The organism is Pseudomonas sp. S5D5 (assembly GCF_003013355.1).
Lineage (GTDB): Bacteria > Pseudomonadota > Gammaproteobacteria > Pseudomonadales > Pseudomonadaceae > Aquipseudomonas > Aquipseudomonas aylmerensis.
This window is the reverse complement of sequence record NZ_PTEO01000001.1, coordinates 420,570-439,543: the sequence shown is the minus strand read 5'-3', so window position 1 is coordinate 439,543 and position 18,974 is coordinate 420,570. Positions and strand designations below refer to the sequence as shown.

At 61.8% G+C, this 18,974-nt stretch carries 16 protein-coding genes; 6 read left to right on the top strand and 10 right to left on the bottom strand.

Annotated elements, in window-relative coordinates; genetic code table 11:
• Window positions 1-4: 4 nt before the first annotated feature.
• The 4 genes from mdtD (at window position 5) to yccS (ending at window position 6,672) form a co-directional block, all read left to right on the top strand.
• A complete protein-coding gene (gene mdtD, locus C9990_RS02085) occupies window positions 5-1,432 on the top strand; it encodes a multidrug transporter subunit MdtD (RefSeq protein ID WP_065904823.1) in 1,428 nt (475 codons plus the stop codon).
• A 177-nt stretch (window positions 1,433-1,609) separates the two neighbouring features.
• The gene (gene dbpA / locus C9990_RS02080) at window positions 1,610-2,947 is read left to right on the top strand and encodes an ATP-dependent RNA helicase DbpA (protein WP_232005461.1); all 1,338 of its coding nucleotides are present in this window, start codon (window positions 1,610-1,612) and stop codon (window positions 2,945-2,947) included.
• 160 nt (window positions 2,948-3,107) lie between these two features.
• Entirely contained in the window at window positions 3,108-4,286 is a 1,179-nt protein-coding gene (locus tag C9990_RS02075; protein ID WP_106802427.1) for an NAD(P)/FAD-dependent oxidoreductase, read from the top strand.
• A gap of 202 nt (window positions 4,287-4,488) precedes the next feature.
• Entirely contained in the window at window positions 4,489-6,672 is a 2,184-nt protein-coding gene (yccS, locus tag C9990_RS02070; protein WP_065904826.1) for a YccS family putative transporter, read from the top strand.
• A gap of 51 nt (window positions 6,673-6,723) precedes the next feature.
• Here yccS and C9990_RS02065 read toward each other — a convergent pair whose 3' ends face one another.
• A complete protein-coding gene (locus tag C9990_RS02065) occupies window positions 6,724-7,461 on the bottom strand; it encodes an ABC transporter substrate-binding protein (RefSeq protein ID WP_065904827.1) in 738 nt (245 codons plus the stop codon).
• A gap of 192 nt (window positions 7,462-7,653) precedes the next feature.
• On the opposite strand from C9990_RS02065, the gene C9990_RS02060 reads away from it, so the two are divergent.
• Window positions 7,654-8,106 carry a GNAT family N-acetyltransferase gene (locus tag C9990_RS02060; RefSeq protein WP_065904833.1) on the top strand — a complete coding sequence of 151 codons (453 nt, stop codon included), beginning with the start codon at window positions 7,654-7,656 and terminating at the stop codon, window positions 8,104-8,106.
• A gap of 170 nt (window positions 8,107-8,276) precedes the next feature.
• Here C9990_RS02060 and C9990_RS02055 read toward each other — a convergent pair whose 3' ends face one another.
• The 3 genes from C9990_RS02055 to C9990_RS02045 are packed head-to-tail and all read right to left on the bottom strand — an operon-like array spanning window position 8,277 to window position 11,242.
• The gene (locus C9990_RS02055) at window positions 8,277-8,573 is read right to left on the bottom strand and encodes a helix-turn-helix domain-containing protein (protein WP_065904835.1); all 297 of its coding nucleotides are present in this window, start codon (window positions 8,571-8,573) and stop codon (window positions 8,277-8,279) included.
• A 19-nt stretch (window positions 8,574-8,592) separates the two neighbouring features.
• Complete coding sequence (locus C9990_RS02050; RefSeq protein ID WP_010207148.1) at window positions 8,593-9,093, bottom strand: M48 family metallopeptidase; 501 nt, start codon at window positions 9,091-9,093, stop codon at window positions 8,593-8,595.
• A 43-nt stretch (window positions 9,094-9,136) separates the two neighbouring features.
• Window positions 9,137-11,242: a bifunctional diguanylate cyclase/phosphodiesterase gene (locus C9990_RS02045; RefSeq protein ID WP_106802426.1), complete on the bottom strand. Its 2,106-nt coding sequence runs from the start codon at window positions 11,240-11,242 to the stop codon at window positions 9,137-9,139.
• A gap of 312 nt (window positions 11,243-11,554) precedes the next feature.
• On the opposite strand from C9990_RS02045, the gene C9990_RS02040 reads away from it, so the two are divergent.
• Entirely contained in the window at window positions 11,555-12,220 is a 666-nt protein-coding gene (locus C9990_RS02040; RefSeq protein WP_106802425.1) for a polysaccharide lyase family 7 protein, read from the top strand.
• 181 nt (window positions 12,221-12,401) lie between these two features.
• Here C9990_RS02040 and fba read toward each other — a convergent pair whose 3' ends face one another.
• The 6 genes from fba to tkt all read right to left on the bottom strand — a co-directional run bounded on the left by fba (window position 12,402) and on the right by tkt (window position 18,718).
• Window positions 12,402-13,466, bottom strand: coding sequence for a class II fructose-bisphosphate aldolase (gene fba, locus C9990_RS02035; RefSeq protein ID WP_106802424.1), 1,065 nt, complete (start codon window positions 13,464-13,466; stop codon window positions 12,402-12,404).
• A gap of 198 nt (window positions 13,467-13,664) precedes the next feature.
• Entirely contained in the window at window positions 13,665-13,997 is a 333-nt protein-coding gene (locus C9990_RS02030) for an MliC family protein (protein WP_106802423.1), read from the bottom strand.
• A 62-nt stretch (window positions 13,998-14,059) separates the two neighbouring features.
• On the bottom strand, window positions 14,060-14,287 hold the full coding sequence (locus C9990_RS02025; RefSeq protein ID WP_106802422.1) for a hypothetical protein: 228 nt from the start codon (window positions 14,285-14,287) through the stop codon (window positions 14,060-14,062).
• Between the two features lie 29 nt (window positions 14,288-14,316).
• Window positions 14,317-15,480, bottom strand: coding sequence for a phosphoglycerate kinase (locus C9990_RS02020; protein WP_106802421.1), 1,164 nt, complete (start codon window positions 15,478-15,480; stop codon window positions 14,317-14,319).
• A 17-nt stretch (window positions 15,481-15,497) separates the two neighbouring features.
• Window positions 15,498-16,553, bottom strand: a complete 1,056-nt coding sequence (gene epd / locus C9990_RS02015; protein WP_106802420.1) for an erythrose-4-phosphate dehydrogenase — start codon at window positions 16,551-16,553, stop codon at window positions 15,498-15,500.
• A 167-nt stretch (window positions 16,554-16,720) separates the two neighbouring features.
• Window positions 16,721-18,718, bottom strand: a complete 1,998-nt coding sequence (gene tkt, locus C9990_RS02010) for a transketolase (protein WP_106802419.1) — start codon at window positions 18,716-18,718, stop codon at window positions 16,721-16,723.
• Between the last annotated feature and the right edge of the window lie 256 nt (window positions 18,719-18,974).

The window sequence follows — 18,974 nt, the reverse complement described above, 5'->3', positions numbered from 1 at the left end:
ACCTATGCCGAATCGCGCCCCTCTCGATGCCAAGACCGCCCGCTGGCTACCCTGGGTGGTCGCGATTGCCTTCTTCATGCAATCGCTGGATGGGACGATTCTGAACACGGCATTGCCGGCCATGGCCCGCGACCTCGCAGAGAACCCGCTGCGCATGCAAGGGGTGGTGATCGCCTACATGCTCACCGTCGCCTTGCTGATCCCGGCGTCGGGCTGGGTCGCCGACCGTTTCGGCACCAAACGCATCTTTTTCGGCGCGATCATGCTGTTCAGCATCGGCTCATTGTTGTGTGCACTCTCGAGCAGCCTGACCATGCTGGTCGGCGCGCGGGTGATCCAGGGCCTGGGTGGCGCGCTGATGCTGCCGGTCGGCCGGCTCGTGGTGCTGCGCGCCTACCCCCGCTCCGAGCTGGTGCGCATCATGGGTTTCATCACCATCCCCGGCCTGCTTGGCCCGCTGCTTGGCCCGACCATGGGCGGCTGGATGGTGCAATACCTGACCTGGCACTGGATCTTCCTGATAAACCTGCCGGTGGGCATGATCGGTTGCTACGCCGTGTGGAAATTCATTCCCGACCTGCGCGGCAGCGAGCGCACGCGCTTTGATGGCGTCGGGTTTCTGCTGTTCGGCGCGGCAATGGTGCTGATCACTATAGCCATGGAGGGCCTGGGCGAACTGCACTTGCCGCACCTGCGCGTGATGTTGCTGCTGTTCGGCGGGCTGGCGTGCCTGGCGGCGTACTGGCTGCGCGCCGGGCATATCGAGAACCCGCTGTTTTCGCCCGTGCTGTTCAAGACCCGCACGTTCGCCGTGGGCATCCTCGGCAACCTGTTCGCGCGCCTGGGCAGCGGCGCCCTGCCGTTCCTGGTGCCGTTGCTGTTGCAGGTAGCGCTGGGCTACTCGCCGTCCGAAGCCGGCATGAGCATGCTGCCGCTGGCGGCGGCGGCGATGTTTGCCAAGTCCATCGCCCGGCCGCTGATCGAGCGCCTGGGTTACCGGGTGGTGCTGACCGGCAATACCCTGGCCCTGGGCATCATGCTCGCGAGCATGGGCCTGGTCAGTGAACACACGCCCTACCCACTGCTGCTGGGCATGCTGGCGATACTGGGCGCGATCAACTCGCTGCAATTCACCGCGATGAACACCGTCACCCTGATCGACCTCGACGACGCCCAGGCCAGCAGCGGCAACAGTTTGCTCTCGGTAGTGGCGCAGTTGTCCCTGAGCCTGGGGGTGGCCTGTGCAGGCGCGTTGCTCGGTGGCTTTACCGCCGAAGCCGGCAACGACGGGGTCGACAGTGTGCTCGGCGCCTTCCAGCTGACCTTCCTGACCGTGGGCATCATGGCGATGCTGGCCGCTGCGATCTTCCTCCAGCTGTCGCCCAAAGACGGCAAACGCGTGGTCAGCCGCGAGCACGACATCGAGCATTGAAGCCGCTGCAAGCGTGCCGCTTGCAGCTCATCAGTTGCCGCTGTCCCCCACCCCCTTGTCTGGAACATGCGAAAAAACCCACGGGGGGCTGCTACACTGCGCAACATTTTGTTTTGCAGAGCCAGTCCCGTGACTACCATCGCCACCGCTTTTAATACTTTGCCGCTTTCCGCCGCCATGCTGGCTAACCTCGACTCGCTGGGTTATGTCGAGATGACGCAGATCCAGGCGCAAAGCTTGCCGGTGATCCTCAAGGGGCTGGACCTGATCGCCCAGGCCAAGACCGGCAGCGGCAAGACCGCGGCCTTCGGCATCGGCCTGCTGAACCCGATCAACCCGCGCTACTTCGGCTGCCAGGCCCTGGTAATGTGCCCGACCCGCGAGCTGGCCGACCAGGTCGCCAAGGAAATCCGCCGCCTGGCCCGCGCCGAAGACAACATCAAGGTGCTGACCCTGTGCGGCGGCGTGTCCCTCGGCCCGCAGATCGCCTCCCTGGAGCATGGCGCCCACGTCATCGTCGGCACCCCGGGCCGGATCCAGCAGCACTTGCGCAAAGGCTCACTGGTACTCGACGGCTTGAACACGCTGATCCTCGATGAAGCTGACCGCATGCTCGACATGGGTTTCTACGACGCCATCGAAGACATCATCAGCAAGACCCCGGCCCGTCGCCAGACCCTGCTGTTCTCGGCCACCTACCCGGTGAGCATCAAGCAGCTGGCGTCGAAATTCATGCGTGCGCCGCAGCAAGTGAAGGCCGAGGCGTTTCACTCCGACGACCAGATCGAGCAGCGTTTCTACGAGATTTCCCCGGAAGAACGCATGGACGCCGTGACCAAGGTGCTGGCGCATTTCCGCCCGGCGTCCTGCGTGGCGTTCTGCTTCACCAAGCAGCAGGTGCAGGAAACCGTGGATCACCTGACGGCCAAGGGCATTTCCGCCGTCGGCCTGCATGGCGACCTGGAGCAGCGCGACCGTGACCAGGTGTTGGCGATGTTTGCCAATCGCAGCACCTCGGTTCTGGTCGCCACCGACGTTGCCGCCCGTGGCCTGGACATTGACTCGCTGGACATGGTGATCAACGTCGAGCTGGCCCGTGACTCGGAAATCCACATCCACCGCGTCGGCCGTACCGGGCGCGCGGGTGAGACCGGCATCGCCATCAGCCTGGTAGCACCGTCCGAGGCACACCGCGCCCAGGCCATCGAGCAGCTGCAGAAATCGCCGCTGAACTGGGACCAGCTGGACAACCTCAAGCCACAAAGCGGCGGCCCGCTGCTGCCGCAGATGAGCACCCTGTGCATCGCCGCCGGCCGTAAGGACAAGGTTCGCCCGGGCGATATCCTCGGCGCCTTGACCGGTGAAGCGGGCATCCCGGGTGCCCAGGTCGGCAAGATCGCGATCTTCGACTTCCAGGCGTTTGTGGCCGTGGAGCGTGGGATCGCCAAGCAGGCGCTGCAGCGCTTGAACGACGGCAAGATCAAAGGCCGTTCGCTGCGCGTGCGGATCCTGTAAAGATCTCAAGCGATACCGAGATCAAAAATGTGGGAGCGGGCTTGCTCGCGAATGCGGTGTATCAGTCGACAGATTCGGTGGCTGACACTGCGCATTCGCGAGCAAGCCCGCTCCCACATTTGACTGTATTCCAATCCAGAATTTGTATGAGGACATTGCTGTGCGCTCGACCGAAGTTGTGATCATTGGCGCCGGCGCCGCAGGCTTGATGTGCGCACTGACCGCCGCCGGGCGTGGGCGCAAGGTGATGTTGATCGACCACGCGAACAAGGCCGGCAAGAAGATCCTGATGTCCGGTGGTGGCCGCTGCAACTTCACCAATATGTACACCGAGCCGGCCAACTTCCTCTCGCACAACGCACACTTCTGCAAATCCGCCCTGGCCCGCTATACCCAGTGGGATTTCATCGGGCTGGTGGCCAAGCACGGCGTGCCATACCACGAGAAAAAACTCGGCCAGCTGTTCTGCGACAACAAGTCCAGCGACATCCTCGGCATGCTCTTGGATGAGTGCATCCAGACCGGCGTGAGCCTGCACCTGGATACCTCCATCGAAGAGATCGCCAAGCTCGACAACGGCTATCAGCTGCAGACCACTCTGGGTGAGTTGCGCTGCGAGTCCCTGGTGATTGCCACAGGCGGCCTGTCGATTCCGACACTTGGCGCCACCGGCTTTGGTTATCAGGTGGCCAAGCAGTTCGGTCACGAGCTGCTGCCGACCCGCGCGGGCCTGGTGCCGTTCACCATCACCGACCAGCTCAAGGAATTGTGCGGCGAGCTGTCCGGCACCTCGGTGGACTGCCTGGTCAGCTGCAACGGCCAGAGCTTTCGCGAGAACCTCCTGTTTACCCACCGTGGCCTGAGCGGCCCGGCGATCCTGCAGATTTCCTCGTACTGGGAGTCCGGCGATACCGTGGAGATCAACCTGCTGCCCGATCACGACGCCCACAGCTGGCTGCAACAGCAACAAGTCGAGCGTCCCAACAGCGAGTTGAAAACCCTGCTGGGAGAGATCTTCACCAAGAAGATGGCCAACCTGCTGGCGGAAACCTGGTTCGTGTCCAAGCCCATGAAGCAATACACCCACGCCGAAGTGGCCGATATCGCGCAAAAACTCGCGAGCTGGCAACTGGTGCCGGCGGGCACCGAAGGCTATCGCACCGCCGAGGTGACGCTGGGTGGGGTCGACACGCGGGAAGTCTCGTCGAAAACCATGGAGTCGCTGAAAAGCCCGGGGTTGTACTTCATTGGGGAAGTGCTGGATGTGACCGGTCACCTGGGCGGGTTCAATTTCCAGTGGGCCTGGGCATCCGGTTACGCCGCCGCGCAGTACGCCTGAAGCGCGTACTCGGTCAAACTGTGGGGGCTGGCTTGCCTGCGATAGCGGTGGTGAATTCACCGCCGTCATCGCAGGCAAGCCCGCTCCCACATTCGTTTTGGGGTGGCACTCAAAAATATGCAATGAGATGTGATCGCTACGCTTGCCGTGACGTCACTGATGGCTCAATTTAGCGGCATCGTCCCGGAAGACTCCAGCCTTCATGTCATCGACCTCGTTCAAGCAGTCCATGCGGCGCCTGTGGGCGCTGGATAAATTCAGTTACAGCGTTCGGGTATTCATCGCCCTCACCGGCAGCATGGCGCTGTGCTGGTACCAGGATGAAATGACGCTGCTGATCCCGCTGTTCCTGGGGATTATCGCCAGCGCCCTGGCCGAGACCGACGACAGTTGGCAAGGCCGCCTGAATGCCCTGGCGGTGACGCTGGTGTGTTTCAGCATTGCCGCGCTGTCGGTGGAGTTGCTGTTTCCCTACCCCTGGATCTTCGCGATTGCCCTGGCGCTGGCCAGTTTCTGCCTGACCATGCTCGGCGCCCTCGGCGAGCGCTACGGGGCGATTGCGTCGGCGACGCTGATCCTGTCGGTCTACACCATGATCGGCGTGGACCAGCGCGGTGGCGCGGTTTCCGATTTCTGGCACGAACCGCTGCTGCTGGTGGCGGGAGCTGCCTGGTATGGCGTGCTTTCGGTGCTGTGGCAGGCGCTGTTTTCCAACCAGCCGGTCCAGCAGAGCCTGGCGCGGTTGTTCCGCGAACTGGGGCGCTACCTCAAGCTCAAGTCATCCCTGTTCGAACCGATCCGCCAACTGGACGTGGAAGCGCGCCGCCTGGAATTGGCCCAGCAGAACGGCCGGGTGGTCGCGGCGCTGAATGCGGCGAAAGAAATCATCCTGCACCGTGTGGGCAATGGTCGCCCAGGCTCGAAGGTCAGTCGCTACTTGAAGCTGTATTTCCTGGCCCAGGACATCCACGAGCGCGCCAGCTCATCGCATTATCCCTACAACGCCCTGGCCGAGGCGTTCTTCCACAGCGATGTGCTGTTCCGCTGCCAGCGCCTGCTGCGCCAGCAAGGCAAGGCGTGCCAGGCCCTGGCCGAGTCGATCCAACTGCGCCAGCCGTTCATCTATGACGACAGCTTCGCCGAGGCCCTGGGCGACCTGAATGCATCGCTGGAACACCTGCGCATCCAGAGCAACCCGGCCTGGCGCGGCCTGCTGCGCTCGTTGCGCGCCCTGGCGGCCAACCTGTCGACCCTCGACCGCCTGCTCGGCGACGCCAGCAACCCCGACGCCCTGGCCGACGCCACCGACAGCAACCTGCTGGACCGCGCGCCGCGCAACCTCAAGGAAATGTGGACGCGCCTGCGCACCCAGCTCACGCCGACGTCGCTGCTGTTTCGCCACGCCTTGCGCCTGGCCCTCGCCTTGACCGTCGGCTACGGCATGCTCCACGCGATCCACGCCTCCCAAGGCTACTGGATCATCCTCACCACCCTGTTCGTGTGCCAGCCCAACTACGGCGCGACCCGGCGCAAACTCGGCCAGCGGATCATCGGCACCGCCATCGGCCTCACCGTGGCCTGGGCACTGTTTGATCTGTTCCCCAGCCCGCTGGTGCAATCGATGTTTGCCATCGCCGCCGGCCTGGTGTTCTTTATCAACCGCACCACGCGCTACACCCTGGCCACGGCGGCAATCACCCTGATGGTGCTGTTCTGCTTCAACCAGGTGGGCGATGGCTACGGGCTGTTCCTGCCGCGCCTGTTCGATACCTTGCTCGGCAGCCTGATCGCCGGCCTGGCGGTGTTCCTGTTCCTGCCGGACTGGCAGGGCCGACGCCTGAACAAAGTGCTGGCCAACACCCTGACCTGCAACAGCATCTACTTGCGCCAGATCATGCAGCAGTACGCCGCCGGCAAGAGCGACGACCTCGCTTACCGCCTGGCCCGGCGCAATGCGCACAACGCCGACGCAGCCCTGTCCACCACCCTGGCGAATATGCTGATGGAGCCCGGACACTTTCGTAAGGAGGCCGATGTGGGCTTCCGCTTCCTGGTGTTGTCGCACACCTTGCTCAGCTACTTGTCGGGCCTGGGCGCGCACCGCGAAACCCAGCTGCCAGCCGAAGTACGCGAGCATTTGATCGACGGTGCCGGTAACAGCCTGGCGGCGAGCATTGATGAAATTGCCACCGGGCTGGCGAACAAGCAGCCGATCGCGATCCAGAGCGATGCCGAAGAAGCGCTGGCGGCGGACCTGGAGCAGATGCCGGATGAGATCGATGAAGGCCAGCGGCTGGTGCAGACGCAGTTGGCGCTGATCTGCCGGCAGCTGGGGCCGTTGCGCACCTTGGCGGCGCATTTGATCAAAGACACCCGCGCGGCTTAGGTCGCTACCCCCGTAGGCGCCGGCTTGCCGGCGATAGGGCCCCCGAGGACGCTACATCCCATGCTGCCGCATCAATCGCGCATAACTGCCATCAGCCTTCATCTTGGCAATCTCCCGGTCAAAGCTGGCAACGATCTGCTCATGCTGCGGGTTCTTCAGGCTGACCAGAATATGCAGGCTGTTTTCACTCAGCGGCTTGGGTAGAAACTCCACCGCATTGCGCACCCGCGCCGATTCGCGCGCCAGGTAATAGCGCGCCACGTATTCATCTTCCACTGTCAGCCGCACCCGCTGCGCCGCGAGCATGCGCACGGCCATGGCGAAGTTATGCACAGGGACTTTCTGCAACTGTGCATCCGCATCGAACGCCGCCGAATAGGCATAGCCGCGCACCACCGCGACGGGGTAGTCGTGCAGTTGCTCAAGGGTCTGGAAGTCGATGGGGTCGTCGTGGCGCTTGATGAAGCGCACACGGTTAAGCAGGTATTCGCCGGAGAACTGGCCCAGTTTCGTACGGGCATCGTCGTACCAGGCATTGACCAGCACGTCATAGCGGCCATCGCCGACGCCCATCAGCGCACGGGCCCAGGGCACTTGTTCGAAATCGCTGGCGTAGCCCGCGCGAGCCAGGGCCGTGCTGACAATGTCGGTGGCCAGCCCGCCGTTGATCAAGGTGGCATCGGTAAAGGGTGGCCAGGCATCCGCCACCAGGCGCAGACGCTGAGCGAACGCAGGCGTCGCCAGCAACACCACTCCAATCAAAGCAACGACACGAGTGAATCGCAGCATGCTCAAAGTCCTTGGCGGGCACTTGTTCCAGGCGGTGCCTGAGGTTCTAACAGTAGCTCAGATTACACAAAGAAACGGGCAGCGAATGCACTCAATGATGGCAAATTGATTTCACTTACAAAAATAGCTGATTTAGACAGACTCACCCGCCGCGCTTACTATCCAGACCTGACACTTATGCGAGAACACACCATGACAGTTGATTGGGTCTGCAAACATCACGACGAGCTGGGCAAAGAGCAGCTATACGCCATCATGCGCCTGCGCAACGAAGTGTTTGTCGTCGAGCAGAAATGCATCTACCAGGACCTCGACGGGCAGGACTTGTCGGGCGACACCCATCACCTCATGGCCTGGCAGGACAATGAACTGGTGGCCTACCTGCGCCTGCTGGACCCGGAGTCCCAGGGTGGTGATGTGGTGATCGGCCGCGTGATCGTCGCACCGGTGGCGCGCGGCACCGGGCTGGGGCATCGGATGATGACCGAGGCGCTCAAGCAAATCGCTGATATCTGGCCCGAGACGCCAATTTTTCTCTCGGCCCAGGCGCACCTGCAGGGCTATTACGGGCAGTATGGCTTTGTGGTGGCGGGTGAGGAGTATCTGGAAGATGACATTCCACACATCGGCATGCGCCGCGACTGAGAGCCTCATCGCAGGCAGCTCCCACCTTTAACCGTGTGCACACAGCAAAAAGTGGGAGCAACCAGTCGAGCTTCAGCGAAGCGGCGGCATGGGCGATAGGGGTTGGCCCCTCGCGATCCCTGTGGGAGCTGGCTTGCCTGCGATGGCGCCAGCGCACTCACCACCGACCTTCAGGGATACCCCAGCACCTGCTTCACCGACGCCAGATTCGCCTCGATCCACCGCCGATCAATCGCACCCCAGTCGCGAATCCGGTAATGCCCGGCATGGTTACGGGCGCCGTCTTCCTGCTCGAACTCACACACGATATCCAGGTCCGCCAACGCCGCAATCGTGTCCTGCGCGGTGCGCCGGGGCATACCGGTGGCGTCGGTCAGGGCCGGTACGCTGCTGGCCTGGCCGCTGTCGATCAGGTAGGCCACGTACAGGCGGCGGTAGAAGCTGCTCTTGGTCTTGCTCACATCCATGGTCGGTCGCCTTGTGCGGTCAGGGTTTGCCCTGCAGGTCGCGATACGTGAGGTACACCCGCAGGTCGAATTCCACCTGATGGTAGCCGGGCATCATGTATTCGCAGAGTTTATAGAACGCCTTGTTGTGGTCCGATTCCTTGAAGTGTGCCAGCTCGTGCACCACGATCATGCGCAGAAATTCCGGCGCGGCCTCTTTAAACAGCGCGGCGATGCGAATCTCTTTCTTGGACTTGAGATTGCCGCCCTGCACCCGCGAAATCGTGGTGTGCAGGCCCAGGGCGCGATGGGTCAGGTCCAGGCGGTTATCGAACAGCACCTTGTCGATGGCCGGCGCGTTGCGCAGGTGTTCCTGTTTCAAGGCCAGGGCATACGCGTACAGGGCCTTGTCGCTCTGCACGGCATGGCGTTCGGGGTAGCGCTGCTCCAGATAGGCGCCCAATTGGTCCTTGGCGATCAATTGGCGCACTTGCTCTTGAAGGGCTGCGGGGTAGGCCTGGAGGTATTTCAGCGCGGTCATGGGGTATGGCAACAGAATTCGGAAGGTCGCCAGTGTAACGAATTCAGCGCAAGCGAGTGCGTGACCAGTCGACCACTTCCTCGGCCATCAACGGCTGCGCTGCCCAGGAACCCTGGATAAACGCGCAACCATTGGTCTTGAGCCAGTGGGCTTGCTCGGCGGTTTCCACGCCTTCGGCCACCACCAGTACATCAAAATGCCCGCACAGTTCGATGATGCTGCGCGCCATCGCCGCGTCGCGTGCCGAGCCCGGCAGGCGTGCGACCAATTGCGGATCGAGTTTGAGCGTGTCGAACGCCAGGTCGCGCAGGTGGGCCAGGGAGCACTGGCCGGCGCCAAAGTCATCGAGGGCAATGCGCACGCCGATCCGACGCAGCAACTTGAGCTGTTTGGCGGACTCTTCCAGGTTGCTCATCAAGCAGTCCTCGCCGATTTCCACCTCCAGCTGCCGCGCCTGCAGCCCATGTCGCTCGAGTACCTGCTGCAGTTGGTTGGCCAGGTTGGGCATATTGAACTGGCTGCTGCTCAGGCTCACGCTCAACACCAGATCATCGTCGAACGTGGCTTGCCACGCCTGGCGCTGGGCAGCGACCTGCTGGTAGATCCAGGCACTCAATTGGCTGATCAGCCGTGCCTCCTCCAACAACGGCAGGAACAACCCCGGCGGCACATCGCCGACACTCGGGTGCTGCCAGCGCAACAGCGCCTCGACGCCGCGCAGACGCCCGTCCGCCAGCGACACCTGAGGCTGGTACACCAGGGTGAAGTCCTTGTTTTGTATGGCGGTGCGCACGCTGTCTTCGAGCATCAGGCGCGAACGCGCGCGGCCGTTCATTTCCTGATCGTAATAGCGATATTGCTGACGCCCCGCACGCTTGGCTTCGTACATGGCGATGTCGGCAGCGCGCAGCAGGCCATTGAGGTCCGAACCACAGTCCGGAAAAATCGCGATACCAATGCTCACACCCAGCATCACATCCAGGCCATCCACCTGCTGGCAAATCGAAACCCGGTCGATCAGTTTTTCCGCAATCTTCGCCGCCTGCTCCGGGAATTCCAGCTCCAGCAACGCGGTAAATTCATCCCCACCCATGCGGCCCAGAATGTCACCGGAGCGCAGGCAACCCTGCAATTGCTCCGAGACCCAGCGCAGCACCCGGTCGCCGGCGTCATGACCCAGGGAGTCGTTGACCCGTTTGAAGCCATCGAGGTCCAGATAGAGCAGCACCAGGCAATGTTCCGCGCGCTCGCTGCGCAGCAAGGTGTTCTCGACGGTCTGGTAGAAGCCGCGCCGGTTCAGCAGGCCGGTCAGCGGGTCGGTGACCGCCTGGAACTCCAACTGCTGATGCAGGTGACGCACCTCGGACATGTCCAGCACGGTCACCACCATGGCCTTCTGTTCGGTCGGCAACGGCGCACACGACAACGCCACCGGCACTTGCTGGCCACGGCCGGTGCGCAGGATGGCGTCGTGCAGGCGCCAGGTTTCGCCTTTGCGAAACCCGGCATACATCTGCGACTCCAGCCACGTAGGGATATGCGGTTTTTGCAGAAAGCCGAGGAATTCCTGGCCCTGCAGCTCATGGATCGTGGCATTGAGCAGGCGCGAGATCGCCGGGTTGGCGTATTCGATCACCCCACCTTCGCTCACCACCAGGATGCCTTCGGCGGCGTTATCCAGTACCGAGGCGTTGAAGGCGCGCGCCGATTCCAGGTCATGACTCAGGCGCTGCAAGGCCCGGCGGTTACGCTGGTGCTCCAGCAACGCCTGGACCTTGGGCTTGAGGATATGCGGGTCGAAGGGTTTGAACAGGTAGTCGATGGCGCCACTGGCGTAGCCTTCCAGCACAGCAGCCGGGGATTGGGCATTGGCACTCAGGAAGATGATCGGCGTCATGCAAGTGCGCTGGCTGCCGCGCATCAGGCGCGCGACTTCAAAGCCGTCCATGCCGGGCATCATCACGTCGAGCAACACCAGATCGACCTCATGTACCAGCAGCAACTCGAGGGCTTCCAGGCCGGAACCGGCGGTGACTACCTGCCAGTCTTCCCGCTGCAAAAGTGCGCGCATGCTGATCAGGTTTTCCGGGTAGTCATCGACCACCAAAAGAACCGAACTGCTATCGCCGTGGTGTGGAGCGCATTCCATGCTACATCTCTTCCTTGGGAGCCCACTCCGGTCACTTCTGGGAGAAAACCCGGACAAACACTGAGGCCTCACTCTAGCCCCGGTTCCGAAAAATCAGAAGTAACCTAAGTGCCATCATTGCGCCAAAGCTCAGGAAGCCGACTAACGGTCAGTGCCTGCAGGCCACGGTTCATGGGAAACATGGCTTTTTGGCATTCCTCTGGCGCCAATAATTTGCCAGCGATTAATTAACAAGCGGAGGACTACGGCCTATAAAGAACCTGTCTGGCCTAAGGGCCATAGCCTACACCCCTCTGTAAAAAGGCCTACGCCATGATCGACCTCTCTACCTGGAACCTGAGCATTCCCGTTGGCTCGCCCCCCGCGACCATCGACACCCCGAAACTGCTTAGCGGCTTCAAGGACCAATATTTCCAGGCCGAAGGCAGCAATGTGCAATTCTGGACCCCCGTCACCGGTACCCGCACCGAAAACGCCGTCTACCCGCGCAGCGAACTGCGCGAAACCTACGCCGACGGCCGCTTGCGCAACTGGACCTACCCCGACGCCGACAATTTCCTGCGCGCCACCCTGGCCGTCAACCAGGTGCCCTCCAGCGGCAAGATCGTCATCGGCCAGATTCACGCCTATGACAGCCAGAAACCGCTGATCAAGCTGGAGTATCAATTCAAGGAAAAAACCCAGACCGGCAACATCGTCGCCAAAGTGCGCATGCGCCCGGACGAGGACGAAGGCCGGGTGATCATCGTCGCCTCGAATGTGCCGCTGGAGAAAACCTTCACCTACGTCATCAACCTGAACAAGGCCGGGCTGCTGAGTGTGTATGCCGCCGACGGTGAGTGGAACGAGCGCATCGGCGCGGCGTGGGGTGCCAAGCCGCTGTACTTCAAGGCCGGCGCGTATGTGCAGGACAACAGTGGCAACAGCAAGGAAGGCGCGCGGGTGACGTTTGCGAAGTTGGACATTGACCACGACTGAGCGGCGTCTCATCTCCAGCCCCTTCAGCACGTGCCCGTAGTGGCCCGGTTTGCCGGCGATGGCGTGCGCAGGGTCGTCCTCAGGCTTCAGGCGCCCATCGCCGGCAAGCGGGGCGCCTGCACACTAAGCGTCGCGCATAAAAAACCCGCATTTCTGCGGGTTTTTTATTAACGCTTGAGGCTTAGTTCACCTTGGCGTTCAACTCACCCTTGAGGTAACGCTGGTACATCGCTTCCAGGGAGATCGGCTTGATCTTCGAAGCGTTACCGGCGGTGCCGAACGCTTCGTAGCGAGCAATACACACATCACGCATCGCAGTCACGGTAGCGCCGAAGAATTTGCGTGGGTCAAATTCGCTCGGGTTGGTGGCCATCAGGCGACGCATCGCACCGGTGGAGGCCAGGCGCAGGTCGGTGTCGATGTTGACCTTGCGCACGCCGTACTTGATGCCCTCGACGATTTCTTCAACCGGTACGCCGTAGGTTTCTTTGATGTCACCGCCGTACTGGTTGATGATCGCCAGCCACTCTTGCGGAACCGAGGAAGAGCCGTGCATCACCAGGTGGGTGTTAGGGATGCGCTTGTGGATTTCCTTGATGCGGTCGATGGCCAGCACGTCGCCGGTAGGCGGCTTGGTGAACTTGTAGGCGCCGTGGCTGGTGCCGATGGCGATGGCCAGGGCATCAACCTGGGACTTCTTGACGAAGTCGGCGGCTTCTTCCGGATCAGTCAGCATCTGGCTGTGATCCAGCACGCCTTCGGCGCCGATGCCGTCTTCTTCACCGGCCATGCCGGTTTCCAGGGAACCCAGGCAGCCCAGCTCGCCTTCAACCGAAACGCCGCAGGCGTGAGCCATGGCCACGGTTTGTTGGGTGACGCGTACGTTGTATTCGTAGTCGGTCGGGGTCTTGCCGTCTTCACCGAGGGAGCCGTCCATCATCACCGAGCTGAAGCCCAGCTGGATGGAACGCTGGCACACGTCCGGGCTGGTGCCGTGGTCCTGGTGCATGCACACCGGGATATGCGGGAATTCTTCGATCGCGGCGAGGATCAGGTGACGCAGGAACGGGGCACCGGCGTATTTGCGCGCACCGGCCGAAGCCTGGACGATCACCGGGGAGTCTGTCTTGTCAGCGGCTTCCATGATGGCGCGCATCTGCTCAAGGTTGTTGACGTTAAAGGCTGGGACGCCGTAGCCGAACTCGGCTGCGTGGTCCAGCATTTGACGCATGCTGATAAGTGCCATTGTGTTGTCTCTCCCGGTCGAGGGTCGTTAATCGTGCAAGCCTGCCGTAGCGGCGGCTGCTATTCAAGTTATTGCAGGTCAGGGTGAGTGCATCTGACCGGCTGAATCGTTATTGCTGATGAGCTGAACTCAAATTCCAATCGGAAACACCGCTTTCGCGGGCAAGCCCGCTCCCACATTTGATCTTCAGTGATCTCACTATTGGGCCTTGCAGCCGCGCCCGATCAAATCATCAGTGGCGACCCAGTAAACCAGGCCTTCCTCACCTTTTGTGTGGAACGCCAACTGGTCGTTGCTATAAAGCACGCCCGAGGCGGCAACGTCCTGTTTAAGGCGATAAACCTGGTCCGAACCACCGAGGCGAACATCCACCTCGTTGCGGGCCTGGTTGGCAAAGCGCCAGTTCACCTCGGCCTTGCTGTCGCAAATCCAAGTGGTCCATTTATCGGCAGGCTCTGCCTTGTTGAACATGTTCATGCTGCTGCAACCGGCCAGAAGGGCCAGGGCTGCCAGGGCGAAAACGCCTTTCATTGCCAATCCTCGAACGACGGCCCAAAGCGCCGTCATTGCTGTCGGTTAGTTGATCTGACCCGTCAAGGGCAACCCTGTTCCTGACCGTTGGGCGCGGCGTCGTATTTCTCCAGCCGCTCGTTGCCGATGCGCTTGTTGATCACCGGCATGGTCTCGGCCTGCCAGTCCGCCTGATAACAGCTCTTTTTCTGCGCCGGGGTGGGCTTATCGGCCTCCGGCACACTGCTTGGCGTGCTGCCGCAGCCGGCCAACAGGCCCGCCGCGATCATCAATGCCAACGGCTTGATCATGGGAATACTCCTTTTCCGGATCACGAGCCTCAGCCTTTGGCTCGGGTTTCCAGCACTTCAACGGCCGGCAGGACTTTGCCTTCGACGAACTCGAGGAACGCGCCGCCACCGGTAGAAATGTAGGAGATCTGGTCAGCAACGCCATATTTATCGATGGCGGCCAGGGTGTCGCCACCACCGGCAATGGAGAACGCCGAGCTTTCGGCAATGGCCTTGGCCAGCACTTTGGTGCCGTTGCCGAACTGGTCGAACTCGAACACGCCGACCGGGCCGTTCCACAGGATGGTCTTCGAGGCTTTCAGCAGTTCAGCGAAGTTGGCCGCGGTTTGTGGGCCGATATCCAGGATCATGTCGTCGGCAGCCACATCAGCAATCAGCTTGACGGTAGCTTCGGCGCTTTCAGCGAATTCCTTGGCCACGACCACGTCGACCGGCAATGGCACGCTGACTTTGGCGGCGATGGCGCGGGCGGTGTCGAGCAGGTCCGGCTCGTAGAGCGACTTGCCTACCGGATGGCCGGCGGCGGCCAGGAAGGTGTTGGCAATGCCGCCGCCGACGATCAACTGGTTGCAGATCTGGCTGAGGCTGTTGAGCACGTCCAGCTTGGTCGAGACCTTGGAGCCGGCCACGATGGCGGCCATTGGCTGTGCCGGCGCGCCCAGGGCCTTGCCCAATGCATCCAGTTCAGCGGCCAGCAGTGGGCCAGCAGCGGCGACCTTGGCGAACTTGGCCACGCCGTGGGTCGAACCTTCGGCGCGGTGGGCGGTGCCGAAGGCGTCCATCACAAACACGTCGCACAGCGCAGCGTACTGCTGGGCCAGTTCGTCGCTGTTCTTTTTCTCGCCTTTGTTGAAGCGCACGTTTTCGAACAGCACGATGTCGCCGGCCTTCACGTCGACGCCACCCAGGTAATCAGCGACCAGTGGCACGTCGCGACCCAGGGCCTTGCTCAGGTAATCGGCTACCGGCTTGAGGCTGTTCTCGGCGGAGAACTCACCTTCGGTCGGACGACCCAGGTGCGAGCAGACCATCACGGCCGCGCCTTTTTCCAGGGCCAGCTTGATGGTCGGCAGCGAGGCCAGGATTCGCGCATCGCTGGTGACAACACCGTCCTTGACTGGGACGTTGAGGTCTTCGCGAATCAGTACGCGCTTACCTTGCAGATCGAGGTCGGTCATCTTCAACACGGTCATGGGTCGCAGTTCCTGAATTACTGTTGAGGTTGTTTAGAGGCGATGTGCAGATAATGTTCCGCAACATCCAGCATTCGGTTGGCAAAGCCCCATTCGTTGTCGAACCAGGCCAGGATGTTCACCAGCCTCGGGCCGGAAACGCGGGTCTGGCTGGCATCGACAATGGCCGAATGCGGGTCATGGTTGAAATCACAACTGGCGTGGGGCAACTCGGTGTAGGCCAGCAGGCCTTTGAGCGGGCCGCTGGTGGCGGCGTCGCGCAGGATCCGGTTGACCTCCGTCGCGTCGGTATCGCTGACGGTTTGCATGGTGATGTCCAGGCAGGACACGTTCACCGTCGGCACCCGTACGGCTTTGGCCTGAATTCGCCCGGCAAGTTCCGGCAACAGTCGCTCGATACCGCGAGCCAGGCCGGTGGACACCGGAATCACTGACTGGAACGCCGAGCGCGTGCGACGCAGGTCTTCGTGGTGATAGGCATCGATCACCGGCTGGTCGTTCATCGCCGAGTGAATCGTGGTGATCGACACGTAATCCAGGCCAATCGCCTGATCCAGCAGGCGCAACAGCGGCACGCTGCAATTGGTGGTGCAGGACGCGTTGGAGACCAGCAACTCAGTGCCGGTCAGGCAATCCTGGTTGATGCCGTAGACGATGGTGGCGTCGACATCCGCCTCGCTGGCCATCGGCTGGGAAAACAGCACACGCGGTGCGCCGGCGTCGAGGAAACGCTGGCCATCGGCACGGGTGTGGTAGGCACCGGAGCATTCCAACACCAGGTCAACGCCCAGCGCCGCCCAGTCGATGCCCTCGGGGGTGGCACTGCGTAATACTTTTACGCAGTCGCCATTGATATGCAGACAATCGCCTTCCACACGCACTTCGCCGGGGAAGCGGCCGTGAGTGGAGTCAAAGCGTGTCAGGTATTCGATGCTGGCCATGTCGGCCAAATCGTTGATAGCAACAATCTCAAACCCGGCCGCCGCCCCTCGCTCGAACAGAGCACGCAAGACGCAACGACCAATGCGGCCGTAGCCGTTGAGTGCAACTTTGTAAGGACGCGGTTGGGGCATGGGGTTCTCGATTACCTTGGGTAATGGGGTGTCTGCCAGACTGCCTTCGCGAGCAAGCCCGCTCCCACATTTGGAATGGGTTCACAATTGCAACCATGTGAACCCGATCTAATGTGGGAGCGGGCTTGCTCGCGAAGGCGTCAGTACAGCCACCTCAATCTACAGCCTTAGTCTTCCAGCAGCTCTTCAGCCTGGCCCAGGATATTTTCCAGGGTGAAGCCGAACTCTTCGAACAACGCTGGCGCCGGCGCCGACTCACCGTAGGTGGTCATGCCGATCACGCGGCCTTCCAGGCCCACGTACTTGTACCAGTAGTCGGCGTGAGCCGCTTCGATGGCGATACGCGCGCTGACCTGCAGTGGCAATACCGATTGCTTGTAGCCGGCGTCCTGGGCTTCGAACACGCTGGTGCACGGCATGGACACAACGCGCACGTTGCGGCCTTGCTCGGTCAGCTTGTCGTAGGCCTGGACGGTCAGGCCGACTTCGGAACCGGTGGAGATCAGGATCAGCTCCGGCTCGCCGACGCAGTCCTTGAGCACATAACCGCCACGGCTGATGTCGGCGATCTGCGCGTCGGTACGCGCCTGGTGCTGCAGGTTCTGACGCGAGAAGATCAGCGCCGAAGGGCCGTCCTTACGCTCGATCGCGTGTTTCCAGGCCACTGCGGATTCGACCGCGTCGGCTGGACGCCAGGTGTCCAGGTTCGGCGTGGTGCGCAGGCTGGTCAACTGCTCGACCGGCTGGTGCGTCGGGCCGTCTTCGCCCAGGCCGATGGAGTCGTGGGTGTACACGTGGATCACGCGCTTCTTCATCAATGCGGCCATGCGCACGGCATTGCGCGCATATTCCATGAACATCAGGAAAGTCGCGCCGTAAGGCACCAGGCCGCCGTGCAGGGACACGCCGTTCATGATGGCGCTCATGCCGAACTCGCGCACGCCGTAGTACATGTAGTTGCCGCTGGCGTCTTCGGCCGAGACACCTTTGCAGCCTTTCCACAGGGTCAGGTTGGAACCGGCCAGGTCAGCCGAGCCGCCGAGAATCTCAGGCAGCAGCGGGCCAAAGGCGTTCAGGGTGTTCTGGCTGGCTTTACGGCTGGCGATGGTCTCGCCCTTGGCCGCGACTTCGGCGATGTAGGCCGAGGCTTTTTCCGAGAAGTCCGCAGGCAGGTCACCGGCCAGGCGGCGTACCAGTTCGTTGGCCAACTCAGGGAATTCGGCGGAGTAGGCCGCGAAACGCTGGTCCCACTCGGCTTCGGTCGCCAGGCCTTTTTCCTTGGCGCTCCACTCGGCGTAGATGTCGGCCGGGATTTCGAACGGGCCGTGGTTCCACTTCAGCGCTTCGCGGGTCAGGGCGATTTCCGCGTCACCCAGTGGGGCGCCGTGGCAGTCTTCTTTACCCTGCTTGTTCGGCGAGCCGAAACCGATGGTGGTCTTGCAGCAGATCAGGGTGGGTTGCTCGCTCTTGCGCGCGGTGTCGATGGCGGTCTTGATCTCTTCCGGATCGTGGCCATCCACGTTGCGGATCACCTGCCAGTTGTAGGCTTCGAAACGCTTGGGCGTGTCATCGGTGAACCAGCCTTCGACTTCGCCGTCGATGGAGATGCCGTTGTCATCGTAGAAGGCGATCAGCTTGCCCAGGCCCAGGGTGCCGGCGAGGGACGCGACTTCGTGGGAAATGCCTTCCATCATGCAGCCATCACCCAGGAACACGTAGGTGTGGTGGTCGACGATGTTGTGGCCAGGGCGGTTGAACTGCGCGCCCAGGACTTTTTCGGCCAGCGCGAAACCAACGGCGTTGGCCAGGCCTTGGCCCAGGGGACCGGTGGTGGTCTCGACGCCTGGGGTGTAGCCGAATTCCGGGTGGCCCGGGGTGCGGCTGTGCAGCTGGCGGAAGCTCTTGAGGTCATCGATGGTGACGTCGTAGCCGGTCAGGTGCAGCAGCGAATAGATCAGCATCGAGCCGTGGCCGTTGGACAGCACGAAGCGGTCACGGTCGGCGAACGACGGGTTGCTCGGGTTGTGTTTCAGGTAGTCACGCCAAAGTACCTCGGCGATATCCGCCATGCCCATCGGGGCACCGGGATGGCCGCTGTTGGCTTTTTGCACGGCATCCATGCTGAGGGCACGAATGGCGTTGGCACGCTCACGACGGCTGGGCATCGCTGATCTCCTGGGGTTTGAATAAAAGAAACGGAAAAAAGGACCGGCATTTTCCCTCAGCCACCGCCTGCGGGCAATGACAGATAGTCACTTGTGGGTGTTTTTCCTGTGCTTTGCGCGGCAATCGCTTGCAGAAAAGACCGACCGGTTCGTCTAAAGGTTATAGCGGCTGCTTATAACTGCCACTTATCGTTCAATATCAAAACTTTTTGATATTGGCCTTGCGAGGTCTTCACCTCGTCACTAGACTGCTGGC

What these genes read in the sequence shown, in the direction of transcription:
- dbpA (WP_232005461.1), top strand. Translation starts at nt 1,610, where the DNA reads ATGCTGGCTAACCTCGACTCGCTGGGTTATGTCGAGATGACGCAGATC.
- C9990_RS02030 (WP_106802423.1), bottom strand. Translation starts at nt 13,997, where the DNA reads ATGAAAGGCGTTTTCGCCCTGGCAGCCCTGGCCCTTCTGGCCGGTTGC.
- yccS (WP_065904826.1), top strand. Translation starts at nt 4,489, where the DNA reads ATGTCATCGACCTCGTTCAAGCAGTCCATGCGGCGCCTGTGGGCGCTG.
- C9990_RS02020 (WP_106802421.1), bottom strand. Translation starts at nt 15,480, where the DNA reads ATGACCGTGTTGAAGATGACCGACCTCGATCTGCAAGGTAAGCGCGTA.
- C9990_RS02040 (WP_106802425.1), top strand. Translation starts at nt 11,555, where the DNA reads ATGATCGACCTCTCTACCTGGAACCTGAGCATTCCCGTTGGCTCGCCC.
- epd (WP_106802420.1), bottom strand. Translation starts at nt 16,553, where the DNA reads ATGCCCCAACCGCGTCCTTACAAAGTTGCACTCAACGGCTACGGCCGC.
- fba (WP_106802424.1), bottom strand. Translation starts at nt 13,466, where the DNA reads ATGGCACTTATCAGCATGCGTCAAATGCTGGACCACGCAGCCGAGTTC.
- mdtD (WP_065904823.1), top strand. Translation starts at nt 5, where the DNA reads ATGCCGAATCGCGCCCCTCTCGATGCCAAGACCGCCCGCTGGCTACCC.
- C9990_RS02050 (WP_010207148.1), bottom strand. Translation starts at nt 9,093, where the DNA reads ATGACCGCGCTGAAATACCTCCAGGCCTACCCCGCAGCCCTTCAAGAG.
- C9990_RS02055 (WP_065904835.1), bottom strand. Translation starts at nt 8,573, where the DNA reads ATGGATGTGAGCAAGACCAAGAGCAGCTTCTACCGCCGCCTGTACGTG.
- C9990_RS02045 (WP_106802426.1), bottom strand. Translation starts at nt 11,242, where the DNA reads ATGGAATGCGCTCCACACCACGGCGATAGCAGTTCGGTTCTTTTGGTG.
- tkt (WP_106802419.1), bottom strand. Translation starts at nt 18,718, where the DNA reads ATGCCCAGCCGTCGTGAGCGTGCCAACGCCATTCGTGCCCTCAGCATG.
- C9990_RS02065 (WP_065904827.1), bottom strand. Translation starts at nt 7,461, where the DNA reads ATGCTGCGATTCACTCGTGTCGTTGCTTTGATTGGAGTGGTGTTGCTG.
- C9990_RS02025 (WP_106802422.1), bottom strand. Translation starts at nt 14,287, where the DNA reads ATGATCAAGCCGTTGGCATTGATGATCGCGGCGGGCCTGTTGGCCGGC.
- C9990_RS02060 (WP_065904833.1), top strand. Translation starts at nt 7,654, where the DNA reads ATGACAGTTGATTGGGTCTGCAAACATCACGACGAGCTGGGCAAAGAG.